This is a genomic window from Mizugakiibacter sp., from assembly GCF_039680435.1.
In the GTDB taxonomy this organism is placed as follows: domain Bacteria; phylum Pseudomonadota; class Gammaproteobacteria; order Xanthomonadales; family Rhodanobacteraceae; genus Mizugakiibacter.
In genome coordinates this window covers 1-11,366 of sequence record NZ_JBDKSX010000041.1, presented here as the reverse complement: position 1 = coordinate 11,366, position 11,366 = coordinate 1, and the positions used below count along the sequence as shown (strand labels likewise).

Below are 11,366 nucleotides of genomic sequence, written 5' to 3'. Positions count from 1 at the left end.
GACGGGGTCGGCCGCGGCGCGCGGCGCGTGCACGACCTTCGCCAGCGTGACCAGCAGCAGTCCCGCGCCGACCAGCGCGGCGAGGCCGACCAGCGCGCCGCGCCCGGGCCGCGGCCGGTGTGCGTCGATCCATGCGCCCAGGCCGCCGCTCTCGCCGTTGTCCAGGCGCGCGGCGAGTTCCTCGACCGCTTCCAGCATCTCGTCGGCGTTCTGATAGCGATCGGCCGGCGCCTTGGCCATCGCGCGGTCCAGCAGCGGCTGCCACAGCCGCTTCATCGGCGGCAGGCGTGGCACCGGGTTCTCCAGGTGCGCGATCGCCACCGAGAGCGCGTCTGGCCCGTTGAACGGCAGATCGCCGGTCAGCAGCTCGTAGCAGACCACGCCGAGGCTGTAGAGGTCGGAGCGGCCGTCGGTGGCCTGGCCGCGCGCCTGCTCGGGGCTCATGTAGCCGGACGAGCCCAGCGTCGCCCCCTCGCGGGTCACGCGCAGGTGGTTGCGGGTGGCCAGCGCGATGCCGAAGTCGGCCAGCAGCGGCCGGTCCAGCTTGTCGAACAGCACGTTCTCCGGCTTGACGTCGCGGTGCACGATGCCCTGCTCGTGCGCGTAGGCCAGCGCCTTCAGCAGCGCGCGCATGGTTTCGACGATGCGCGCCGGCAGCTCGCCCAGCTTGCGCCGGCCGAGGTCGCCGTTGGGCAGGTAGGGCATGGTGTAGTAGAGCTGCCCGGTCGAGGTGCGGCCGACGTCGTAGATGTTGACGATGTGCGGATGGTCGAGCCGCGCGATGGTGCGCGCCTCCTGCTCGAAGCGGGTGGCGGCCTCGTCGTTCGGCGTGTGCTCGGCGGCCAGCACCTTGACCGCGACAGGGCGCCCCAGCGAGACCTGGATCGCCAGATAGACGGTCGCCATGCCGCCTTGGCCGATCTGGCGCACCAGGCGGTAGCCGGGAATGTCGAAGCTGGCGCCGGCGACGGCGATACTCATGTGCGGGGGGATCCCCAAAGCAAGGCCGGCCGATTCTAGCCCAAGCGGCGTTTACGCCCCGCGTGGGACAATCCGGGCGTGCCCGCGCCGTCTGTTCCGGTCCTGATCGCCCCGCTCGGCCTGCCCGGCGCGGGCAAGAGCGCGCTGGCGCGGGCGCTGGCGCGACGGCTGGGCCTGCCGCGGGTCTGCCGCGACGCGATCCGTGCGGCGATGTTTCCCGAAGGTACCGCCGCTGCCGCCGAGAAGCGCGCCGCGTTCGCCGCCGCGCTGGCCGCGGCCGATGCGCATCTGCGCGCGCGACGCGGCTGCGTGCTCGACGGCGCGACCTTCGCGCGCGGTGCCGACCGGCGTCGGGTTGCGGCGCTGGCGCGACGGCACGGTGCGCGGCTGGTATGGCTGTGGCTGGACTGCCCGCCGGCGCTGGCGCGCGGTCGCGTGGCGCGCCAGCGCGCGCATCCCGCGCCGGACCGCACGCCCGCGCTGGTGGATGCGGTGGCCGCGCGCTTCGCGCCGCCGCCGGCGGACGCGATCCGGCTGGACGCCGGCCTGCCGCGCAACCGCCTGCTCGCGCAGGCGCTCGCCGCCGTTTCGCGGGCGCAGGGCGGGTCTCGACCCGCCGCTGCGGTTGCGGCGTGCGAAATGCCGGCCGGCGTGCGCGGCCATCCCGTGGCGGGCCGGGAGCCGCCCTACGCGCCGCGGGCGCGTGGCTTGAGGCGCACGTAGAGCTGCTTGCGCACGCGCGCGACCAACTCGCCGTCGGCGGTCTTCACCTCGGTCTCGAACCAGCGCAGCACGCGTTCGCCGTCGGCCGCGGCGGCGCGCAGCGCGTCCACCGCCGCGTCGTCGAGCGTGAACTCGGCGTACACGTCGGCGCGGCCGGGCGCGACGAAGTCGATCGCGCCGGCCTTGTCCCAGACGAGGTAGTCGGTGCCCAGGCGGTGCAGGGCGAGCAGCATCCAGAACGGATCCGTCATCGCGAACAGGCTGCCGCCGAAGTGGGTGCCGACGTAGTTGCGGTTCCAGCGCCGCAGCCGCAGCGCCACGCGCGCCGAGCGCCAGTCATCGGCGATCGCCAGCACGCGCACGCCGGCAAAGAGATACGGCGGCCACAGGTTCATCGCCCGCCGCAGGCTGCGCGCGGACAGCTTCATGGCTGCGCCGGATCCTTGCCGCGCTCGAGGTGGAAGCGGTGCAGCAGGCGGTGCACGAACGGCGCGAACAGCAGGCCGGTGAGGAACACCACGACCAGCCCGCTGTACAGCGCGTAGCTGCCGGCGAACAGCTTGCCGGCGCTGGTTTGCGGCGCCGCCAGCGGACCCATGCCGGACAGGATCATCGCCGCGTTGGCGTAGGCGTCCAGCCAGCCCATGTGCTCGGTGCAGTGGTAGCCGAGCATGCCGATGGCCAGCGACAGCGCGACCACCACGACGCCGGCCAGCAGCGTGCGCGCGACGCGCCGCAGGAAGCGCCGGCGCGGCAGCAGCGGGTCGGTGCGGTGCTCGAAGCCGCGCCAGATCACGTCAGAACAGCAGCGAGGCCATCTTGCGCCGGTAGCTGGCGACCAGCTCGGCGTCGTCGAGCACGCTGAACGCGGCGATCAGGCGCTTCTTCGCCTGGCCGTCGTTCCAGTCGCGCTGCGCGCGCAGGATGGCGAGGAACTGCTCGAGGCCGGCCGCGGTCTCGCCCTCCACCAGCAGGCGCACGCCGAGCAGGTCGCGCGCGGCGTGGTCGTCCGGCTGGCGGGCGAGCCGCGTTTCCAGGTCGGCCATCGACGGCGCGCCTTCCAGCGCGCGCGCGAAGTCGAGCTGGCCGCGCAGGCGCCTGGCGCGGTCGTCGGTGGCGAGGTTGGCGGGCAGGGCGTCGAGTTCGGCCTCCGCGGCGGCGGCGTTGCCCGCGCGCATGTGCGCCAGCGCCAGGTCCAGCTTCAGCTCCGCCTGCTCGGGCTGTTCGGCGATCGCCTGCTGCAGCCGCGCGATCGTTTCCTCGGGGGATTCGGCGGGAAAGGCCACGGTTTCGCCGGCGATTTCCTCCTCGGCCGGCGCCGCGGCGGGCTGCACGTGGCGCGACAGGAACTCGCGCAGCGCGCTCTCCGGCAGCGCGCCCTGGAAGCCGTCGACGATCTGGCCGTCGCGCACCAGCATCACCGTGGGGATGCTGCGGATGCCGAACATGCCGGCCAGCATCTGCTCCTTGTCGCAGTCGACCTTGGCCAGGCGCACCGCGCCGTTGTATTCGTCGACCAGTTTTTCCAGCAGCGGCCCGAGCGTCTTGCACGGCCCGCACCAGGTCGCCCAGAAGTCGACCAGCACCGGCTGCGCGAGCGAGGCCTGCAGCACCTCGCCCTCGAAATTGGCCTGGGTGGCGTCGAAGATGTGGGGCGAGGCGGCGGGGTCGGCGTTCATGCGGGCAGTCCATGGTCCAGATCGCCCTAGATTGTGCCAGCGTCGCGGAATGCAAGGCAGTCCGCGGCGGCGCCGGGCGCCGCCGCGGAGCGCGCGCTCAGGGCGCCGCGGCGGCGTCCTTGTAGACCTTGCCGTCCTTCATCACGAAGTCGACCTTCTGCATCAGGGCGATGTCGTCCAGCGGGTTGCCCGGCACGGCGACCACGTCGGCGTACTTGCCGGCGCTGATGCTGCCGAGGTTCTTGTCCTGCTTCAGCAGCTCGGCGGCGTGCGTGGTGGCGGCCTGGATGGCGTACAGCGGCGGCATGCCGGCCTGCACCATGTACTCGAATTCCCTGGCGTTCTGGCCGTGCGGATACACCGCGGCGTCGGTGCCGAAGGCGATCTTCACCCCGGCCTTGTACGCCTTGCCGGCGGTGGCCTGGATGATCGGGCCGACCTGGCGGGCCTTGGCCGCCACCTGCGGCGGGTAGTAGCCGGGCTTGTCGGCCATCTCCTGCACGTACTTGCCGGCGATGATGGTCGGCACGTACCAGGTGCCGTGCTGCTTCATCAGCTTCATGTCCTCGTCGCTCATGAAGGTGCCGTGCTCGATCGAGTCGACGCCGCCGATCACCGCGCGGCGGATCGCCTCGGCGCCGTGCGCGTGCGCGGCCACGGCGAAGCCGTAGTCGTGCGCGGCGGCGACCACGGCCTTGATCTCCTCGATCGTCATCTGCGGGTTGTCGGCGCTGGCGCTTTCGTCCAGCACGCCGCCGGAGGGCATGATCTTGATCAGGTCGTCGCCTTGCTTGTAGTGCTGGCGCACCGCCTTCCAGGCGTCCTCGGGGCTGTTGATGATGCCGTCCTTCGGGCTGGGGTCGCCGGCCAGGTCCTGGCGGTAGCCGTCGGTGGGGTCGGCATGGCCGCCGGTGGAGCCGATCGGCTCGCCGGCGGTGAAGATGCGCGGCCCCGGCACGACGCCGGCGTTGATCGCGTTGCGCAGCGCCACCGACTCGTTGGCGGTATCGCCGAGGTTGCGCACGGTGGTGAAGCCGGCCAGCAGCGTGCGCTTCGCATAGACCGTCGAGCGGATCGCGTAGTCGGCGACGTTCCAGCGGAATTGGTCGCTGTAGCCGGTCGGGCTGGTCTGGCCGGTCAGGTGGGTGTGGCTGTCGATCAGGCCGGGCAGGCAGGTGCTGGCCGGGGGCAGCGTGATCTTCGTGGCGCCCGGGCGGTCCTGCAGGCCGGCGGCGACTTCCTTGATGCGGTTGCCCTCGATGACGACCGTGGTCGCGCCCAGCATCTTGCCGGCCACCACGTCGAGCAGGTGGCCGCACTGCAGGACGGTGAGCGCGGGCGCCGCGGGCGCGGGCGCGTCGGCGGCCGAAACGGCGGCGGCGGAAACGGCGAATACGGCGGCGATGGCCGCGGCGAGGCGTAGCGTCATGGGAGTCCCCCGTGGTCGAACACTGCCGCCCATCTTTGGCCATGCGCCGCCGCGGCGCGGGTGCCATTCGGCACGGGTGCCCGGCACGACCTTGGTCGCGGGCGCGGCCATCCCGGTTGGCGGTTTTGCTGCGCTGCGGTAGGCTGACCCGTCACGCAGCCGCGGCGCCGCGCCGGCGCCCGCTCCAGCCGAAACCGAGATATGCAGGAACACTACGATCCGCAGGCGGTCGAGGCCGCCGCGCAGCAGTACTGGAACGCCAACCGCGCCTTCGAGGTGAAGGAAGACCCCTCGAAGCCGAAGTTCTATTGCCTGTCGATGCTGCCGTACCCCTCGGGTGCGCTGCACATGGGCCACGTGCGCAACTACACCATCGGCGACGTGATCAGCCGCTACCAGCGCATGCAGGGCAGGAACGTGCTGCAGCCGATGGGCTGGGACGCGTTCGGCCTGCCCGCCGAGAACGCCGCGATCAAGAACAGGACCGCGCCGGCCAAGTGGACCTACGCCAACATCGGGCACATGAAGGCGCAGCTCCAGCAGATGGGCTACGCCATCGACTGGTCGCGCGAGTTCGCCACCTGCCGCCCCGAGTACTACGTGCACGAGCAGCGCATGTTCGTGCGCCTGTTCAAGAAGGGCCTGGTCTACCGCAGGAACAGCGTCGTCAACTGGGATCCGGTCGACCACACCGTGCTCGCCAACGAGCAGGTGATCGACGGCCGCGGCTGGCGTTCCGGCGCGCCGGTGGAGAAGCGCGAGATCCCGCAGTGGTTCCTCAGGATCACCGCCTACGCCGAGGAGCTGCTGACCGGGCTGGACACGCTGCCGGGCTGGCCGGACGCGGTCAAGACCATGCAGCGCAACTGGATCGGCCGCTCGGAAGGCCTGGAAATCCAGTTCGCGGTGGAAGGCGAGGCCGAGCCGGTCGCCGTGTTCACCACGCGCCCCGACACCCTGATGGGCGCCACTTACGTCGCGATCGCCGCCGAGCACCCGCTGGCGGCGAAGGCGGCCGCGGCGAACCCCGCGGTGGCCGCCTTCGTCGAGGCCTGCCACCACGGCGGCGTCTCCGAGGCGGAGCTGGAGACGCAGGAGAAGAAGGGCATCGCCACCGGCCTGTTCGCCGTGCATCCGGTCAGCGGCGAGAAGCTGCCGGTATGGATCGCCAACTTCGTGCTGATGGGCTACGGCACCGGCGCGGTGATGGCCGTGCCCGGCCACGATGAGCGCGACTTCGAGTTCGCGCACAAGTACGCGCTGCCGATCAGGCAGGTGATCGCGATCGATCCGGCCGATGCCGACGCCGCCTACGACCCCGCGCGCTGGAAGGACTGGTACGCGGACAAGACGCGCGCCGACATGCGCGTGATCCACTCCGGCGCGATGGACGGCAAGAACTACCGCGAGGCGTTCGAGCACATCGCCGGCGTGCTGGAGCAGGCCGGCAAGGGCCGGCGCAAGGTCAACTACCGCCTGCGCGACTGGGGCGTCAGCCGCCAGCGCTACTGGGGCTGCCCGATCCCGATCGTGTACTGCCCGAAGTGCGACGCGGTGCCGGTGCCGGAACAGCAACTGCCGGTGGTGCTGCCCGAGGACGTCGCCTTCAGCGGCGTGCAGTCGCCGATCAAGGCCGACCCGGCGTGGCGCAAGACCACCTGTCCACAGTGCGGCGGCCCGGCCGAGCGCGAAACCGACACCTTCGACACCTTCATGGAGTCGAGCTGGTACTACGCGCGCTACACCAGCCCCGGCGCCGACGGCCAGGTCGACGAACGCGCCAACTACTGGCTGCCGGTCGACCAGTACATCGGCGGCATCGAGCACGCGATCCTGCACCTGCTGTACTTCCGCTTCTACCACAAGCTGATGCGCGACGCGGGCTTGGTGCGCTCGGACGAGCCGGCCGCGAACCTGCTGTGCCAGGGCATGGTGGTGGCCGAGACGTTCTACCGCGACGAGGCCGGCGGCGCGAAGGCGTGGATCAATCCCGCCGACGTCGAGGTGCAGCGCGACGAGCGCGCGCGCGTGGTCGGCGCGCTGCTGAAGTCCGACGGCAAGCCGGTGCAGATCGGCGGCATCGAGAAGATGTCGAAGTCGAAGAACAACGGCGTCGACCCGCAGGCGATGGTGAACAAGTACGGCGCCGACACCGTGCGCCTGTTCTCGATGTTCGCCGCCCCGCCGGAGCAGTCGCTGGAGTGGAGCGAGGCCGGCGTCGAGGGCATGGCGCGCTTCCTCAAGCGGCTGTGGCGCGAGGTGCACGCGCACGTCGCCGCCGGCCCCGCGCCGGCGCTGGAGGCCGCCGCGCTGGACGCGCGCCAGAAGGCGCTGCGCCGGCAACTGCACGAAACCATCCAGAAGGTCGGCGACGACGTCGGCCGCCGCCACGCCTTCAACACCGCGATCGCCGCGCTGATGGAGCTGCTGAACGCGCTCGGCAAGTTCGACGACATGAGCGCGCAGGGCCGCGCCGTGCGCCAGGAGGCGTTCGCGGCGATCGTGCTGCTGCTCAACCCGATCACGCCGCACGTCTGCCACGCGCTGTGGCAGGCGCTCGGCCACGGCGAGACGCTGCTCGAGGACCAGCCGTGGCCGCAGGCCGATCCGCAGGCGCTGCTGCGCGAGGCGGTGACGCTGGCGGTGCAGGTCAACGGCAAGCTGCGCGGCACCATCGAGGTGGCGGTCGCGGCGCCGCGCGAGGAAGCCGAGAAGCTCGCGCTGGCCGAGCCCAACGTGATCAAGTTCCTCGACGGCCAGCCGGTGAAGAAGGTGATCGTGGTGCCCGGCAAGATCGTCAACATCGTGGTCTGAACGGTGCGAACGCGCGCCGTCGCCGCCAGCCCGGACCCGGTGGTCGCGGCGCGCGCGCTCGCAACCGGGCCGGCGCACGCCGTACGATCCGCGCCTGGCACGTCATTCCATCCCCGCCGGAACCCGCACATGACCCTGCGCCGCCTGCCGTTCGTCCTCGCCGCCTGCGCCGCGCTGCTGCTCGCCGGCTGCGGCTTCCATCTGCGTCGCAGCGCCGCGCTGCCGGACGCGATGCAGCGGGTGTACCTGAACGTCAACGGCGGCGGCGACCTGCCGCGCGAGCTGCGCCTCGCGGTGCGCCTGTCCGGCGCCCGGATCGAAGACGAGGCCGGGCCGGGCATCGCCACGCTGGAAGTGCCGGTCGCGGCGTTCCGCACCGACGCGCTGACCGTCAGCGGCTTCGCGCGCATCACCGAATACGCGGTGCGCTACCACGTCGAGTTCGACGTCAAGGACGCCGACGGCAAACCGGTGGTGGCGAGGCAGGTGATCGACATGTCGCGCGAGTACACCTTCGACGCCACCCAACTGGTCGGCAACGAGGCGCAGCAGGAGGAGATCCGCCGCGGCCTGACCCGCGATATGGTGCAGGCGATCATGCGCCGCCTCGAAGCCGCGCGCCTGCATCCCGAGGCGGTGCTGCAGCCCGCGCCGTCCGCCGCGCCGCCCGACGACGGCGACACCGGCGGCCCGTCGCCGCGCTGAGCGATGTCCACCGGCCTGGCCCCGTTCCACAAGGCGCTCGGCGCGCAGGAACTCGCGCCGGTCTACCTGCTGGCCGGCGCGGAGCCGCTGCTGCTGCTGGAAGCCGCCGATGCGCTGCGCGCCCGCGCGCGCGCGCTGGGCTACGCCGAGCGCGAAGTGCTCGACGTCGAGTCCGGCTTCGACTGGAACGATCTCGCACGCGCCGCGGCCGGCATGTCGCTGTTCGCCGCGCGCCGCCTGCTCGACCTGCGCCTGCCCAGCGGCAAGCCCGGCAAGGACGGCGCCGCCGCGATCGTCGAGTACTGCGCCGCGCCGCCGCCCGACACCGTGCTGCTGGTCACCTGCACGCAGTGGGACCGCAAGAGCGAGGGCGCGTGGGTGAAGGCGATCGAGAAGGCCGGCGTCTACGTGCCGGTGTGGGCGCTGAAGCCGCACGAACTGCCCGGCTGGATCGGCCAGCGCATGCGCTCGCGCGGCCTGGCCGCCACGCCCGACGCGATCGCGCTGCTGGCCGAGCGCGTCGAGGGCAACCTGCTCGCCGCCGCGCAGGAGATCGACAAGCTCGTGGTACTGCACGGCGAGGGCCGGCTCGACGCCGCCACGCTGGAAAGCCTGGTCGCCGACAGCGCGCGCTACGACGCGTTCCGCCTCAGCGACGCCGCGTTCGGCGGCGAAGCCGCGCGCGCGTTGCGCGTGCTGGCGGGGTTGCGCGGCGAGGGCGAGGACCTGATTCCGCTGCTCGGCTGGCTGATTTCCCAGCTCGGCACGGCCGCGCGCCTCGCCGCGGCGCGCGATTTCGCCGCCGCCGCGCGCGCCGAAGGCCTGTGGCAGGCGCGCGAGCAGCTGTTCCGCAAGGCGCTGAAGCGCGCGCCCGCCGATCACTGGACGCGCTGCCTGGTGCACGCCGGGCTGATCGACCGCATCGCCAAGGGCCGCGCGTCGGGCGATCCGTGGCGCGAGCTGGAGCGCCTGGTCGCGGCGATCGCCGAGCCGCGCGCCGCCGCGGCGTTGGCATGAGCATGCTCGCGGTCCTCGGCGGCACCTTCGACCCGGTGCACCTCGGCCACCTGCGCGCGGCGTGGGAAGCCGCCGAGGCGCTGGACGCCGCGGTGCGCCTGATGCCCGCGCACGTGCCGCCGCACCGGCCGCCGCCGCTGGCGAGCGCCGCGCAGCGCGTCGCCATGCTGCGCGCCGCGCTGGCCGGGCAATCGCGGCTGGCGCTGGATACGCGCGAGATCGAACGCAGCGGGCCGTCCTACATGGTCGACACGCTGGCCGACCTGCGCCGCGAGGTCGGTCCGGCGCGGCCGCTGGTGCTGCTGCTGGGCGCGGACGCCTTCGCCGGTCTCGCCACCTGGCACCGCTGGCGCGAGCTGTTCGCGCTGGCCCATCTCGGCGTACTGACGCGCCCCGGCGCGCTGCCGCCGTTGCCGGCGGAACTGGAAACGGAAGTGGCGCCGCGTCGCGCCGGGGCCGCCGCCGCGCTGCGCGCGGCGCCGGCCGGGCGCGTGCTGGCGATCGCCGTCACCGCGCTGGACATCTCCGCCAGCCGCGTGCGCGCGCTGCTCGCCGCCGGGCACGAGCCGCGCTATCTGGTGCCCGACGCGCTGCTGGCCGATCCGGCCCTGCTGACGCCCTACCGGCGGGCCGGCTGAGCCGGGTTTCGGCACTGCTTGCGGCCACTTTCCGGCCCGGATCGCAGCGCTATACTGGCCCCGCGCGCAGCCGCGCGCCCGACGAGGTAAGGCTCACTTGGCCACGCGTTCGACATCCCGCAAGACCACCAGGATTCCCGCTTCTTCCACCTCCGAACAGGCCCTGCGCCGCCGCGTGCTCGCCGCGCTGGACGAGCTCAAGGCCAAGGACGTGCGCGAGATCGACGTGCGCGGCAAGACCTCGATCGCCGACCTGCTGATCGTTGCTTCCGGCACCTCCAGCCGCCACGTCAAATCCATCGCCGACGAGGTCGTCAAGTTCGCCAAGCAGGCGGGCGTGCTGCCGCTCGGCGTCGAGGGCCAGCAGGAAGCGGAGTGGGTGCTGGTCGACCTCGGCGACATCATCGTGCACGTGATGCTGCCGCGCATCCGCGAGTTCTACGGCCTCGAGCGGCTGTGGACCGTGGGCGACGACATGCCCGAAGCCGCCAACGCGAGCTGAGCGCCGGCCTGCGCGAACCGGCGGCGTGCGCAGAGCGCGCGTTACCGGTGCGGATGGCTCCAGGGCGCCGTATCTCCCCACCGCCGATCCGCCTGTCCGGGACGTCATTCCTGCTTGCGCGGGAATGACGGTATCCGTGATGCTTGGCCGAGTCCCGAGTCCCGAGTCCCGAGTCCCGAGTCCCGAGTCCCGAGTCCCGAGTCCCGAGTCCCGAGCCCTCGTGCGCACACGCATCCTCTCCGTCGGCGAACGCATGCCCGCATGGGTGGCCGACGGTTACGCCGAATACGAAAAGCGCCTGTCGCGCGACCTCAAGCTGGAACTGATCGAGATCCCGCTGGGCGGCCGCGGCAAGGGCCGCGATCCTGCGCGCGCGATCGCCGAGGAAGGCGCCGCCGTGCTTGCAGCGATCCCGCGCGATGCGCACGTGGTCGCCCTGGACGGCCGCGGCAAGGCCTGGTCCAGCGAGGACCTCGCGCAGCAGCTCGCGCACTGGCGCATGGCCGGCCGCGACCTCGTGTTCCTGATCGGCGGTCCCGACGGCCACGCCGCCGAAGTGCTCGCGCGCGCCGACCAGCGCTGGTCGCTGGGCCCGCTGACCCTGCCGCACATGCTGGTGCGCCTGGTGCTGGTCGAGCAGCTCTATCGCGCGGCGACGATCGTGGCGGGGCATCCTTATCACCGCGCGTAGCTCTGCCATCGTTGGTCGGCAAGTCGCGCCGCGCGTCGACAGCTTCCCTCTCCCGCCCCGGGCGGGAGAGCAACTGTGTTGATCGTCAAGCCGGTTTTGCCAGATCGGGGTTCCAGCGTGTGCCGTCGCGGACCATGGCATTGAGGATGGTGAGCAACTTGCGCATGCAGGCGACGATGGCGACCTT

12 protein-coding genes are annotated in these 11,366 nt (G+C 72.3%); 7 read left to right on the top strand and 5 right to left on the bottom strand.

Annotated features, from left to right (window positions below):
- On the bottom strand, positions 1-981 hold a 981-nt coding region (locus ABFC67_RS04665), incomplete at its 3' end, for a serine/threonine-protein kinase (protein WP_346736880.1).
- Between the two features lie 78 nt (positions 982-1,059).
- Here ABFC67_RS04665 and ABFC67_RS04660 point away from each other — a divergent pair.
- Entirely contained in the window at positions 1,060-1,704 is a 645-nt protein-coding gene (locus ABFC67_RS04660; protein WP_346736879.1) for an AAA family ATPase, read from the top strand.
- On the opposite strand, the gene ABFC67_RS04655 is transcribed toward ABFC67_RS04660, so the two are convergent.
- From ABFC67_RS04655 to ABFC67_RS04640, 4 genes are all read right to left on the bottom strand, one after another.
- Positions 1,668-2,132: a DUF4442 domain-containing protein gene (locus ABFC67_RS04655; RefSeq protein WP_346736878.1), complete on the bottom strand. Its 465-nt coding sequence runs from the start codon at positions 2,130-2,132 to the stop codon at positions 1,668-1,670. The genes ABFC67_RS04660 and ABFC67_RS04655 overlap by 37 nt on opposite strands.
- Positions 2,129-2,500 carry a hypothetical protein gene (locus ABFC67_RS04650; protein WP_346736877.1) on the bottom strand — a complete coding sequence of 124 codons (372 nt, stop codon included), beginning with the start codon at positions 2,498-2,500 and terminating at the stop codon, positions 2,129-2,131. Before ABFC67_RS04650 ends, ABFC67_RS04655 begins: the two co-directional genes overlap by 4 nt.
- Position 2,501: 1 nt before the next feature.
- Positions 2,502-3,383, bottom strand: coding sequence for a thioredoxin (gene trxA, locus ABFC67_RS04645; RefSeq protein WP_346736876.1), 882 nt, complete (start codon positions 3,381-3,383; stop codon positions 2,502-2,504).
- Positions 3,384-3,480: 97 nt separating this feature from the next.
- A complete protein-coding gene (locus tag ABFC67_RS04640) occupies positions 3,481-4,812 on the bottom strand; it encodes an amidohydrolase family protein (protein ID WP_346736875.1) in 1,332 nt (443 codons plus the stop codon).
- Positions 4,813-5,013: 201 nt separating this feature from the next.
- Here ABFC67_RS04640 and leuS point away from each other — a divergent pair, with 201 nt between their 5' ends.
- The 6 genes from leuS to rlmH all read left to right on the top strand — a co-directional run bounded on the left by leuS (position 5,014) and on the right by rlmH (position 11,179).
- The gene (gene leuS, locus ABFC67_RS04635; RefSeq protein WP_346736874.1) at positions 5,014-7,626 is read left to right on the top strand and encodes a leucine--tRNA ligase; all 2,613 of its coding nucleotides are present in this window, start codon (positions 5,014-5,016) and stop codon (positions 7,624-7,626) included.
- A 129-nt stretch (positions 7,627-7,755) separates the two neighbouring features.
- Positions 7,756-8,331, top strand: a complete 576-nt coding sequence (gene lptE, locus ABFC67_RS04630) for an LPS assembly lipoprotein LptE (RefSeq protein WP_346736873.1) — start codon at positions 7,756-7,758, stop codon at positions 8,329-8,331.
- Between the two features lie 3 nt (positions 8,332-8,334).
- Positions 8,335-9,348, top strand: a complete 1,014-nt coding sequence (gene holA, locus ABFC67_RS04625) for a DNA polymerase III subunit delta (RefSeq protein WP_346736872.1) — start codon at positions 8,335-8,337, stop codon at positions 9,346-9,348.
- On the top strand, positions 9,345-9,986 hold the full coding sequence (gene nadD / locus ABFC67_RS04620; RefSeq protein WP_346736871.1) for a nicotinate-nucleotide adenylyltransferase: 642 nt from the start codon (positions 9,345-9,347) through the stop codon (positions 9,984-9,986). The genes holA and nadD overlap by 4 nt, the downstream gene beginning before the upstream one ends.
- 133 nt (positions 9,987-10,119) lie before the next feature.
- Positions 10,120-10,488 (top strand): ribosome silencing factor, encoded by a 369-nt coding sequence (rsfS, locus tag ABFC67_RS04615; protein WP_346736881.1) that lies wholly within the window; start codon positions 10,120-10,122, stop codon positions 10,486-10,488.
- Between the two features lie 220 nt (positions 10,489-10,708).
- The gene (rlmH, locus tag ABFC67_RS04610; RefSeq protein WP_346736870.1) at positions 10,709-11,179 is read left to right on the top strand and encodes a 23S rRNA (pseudouridine(1915)-N(3))-methyltransferase RlmH; all 471 of its coding nucleotides are present in this window, start codon (positions 10,709-10,711) and stop codon (positions 11,177-11,179) included.
- The last annotated feature ends 187 nt before the right edge of the window (positions 11,180-11,366 follow it).

Coding starts and splice junctions, on each gene's coding strand:
- nadD (WP_346736871.1), top strand. CDS start 9,345: ATGAGCATGCTCGCGGTCCTCGGCGGCACCTTCGACCCGGTGCACCTC.
- lptE (WP_346736873.1), top strand. CDS start 7,756: ATGACCCTGCGCCGCCTGCCGTTCGTCCTCGCCGCCTGCGCCGCGCTG.
- ABFC67_RS04640 (WP_346736875.1), bottom strand. CDS start 4,812: ATGACGCTACGCCTCGCCGCGGCCATCGCCGCCGTATTCGCCGTTTCC.
- ABFC67_RS04655 (WP_346736878.1), bottom strand. CDS start 2,132: ATGAAGCTGTCCGCGCGCAGCCTGCGGCGGGCGATGAACCTGTGGCCG.
- holA (WP_346736872.1), top strand. CDS start 8,335: ATGTCCACCGGCCTGGCCCCGTTCCACAAGGCGCTCGGCGCGCAGGAA.
- trxA (WP_346736876.1), bottom strand. CDS start 3,383: ATGAACGCCGACCCCGCCGCCTCGCCCCACATCTTCGACGCCACCCAG.
- leuS (WP_346736874.1), top strand. CDS start 5,014: ATGCAGGAACACTACGATCCGCAGGCGGTCGAGGCCGCCGCGCAGCAG.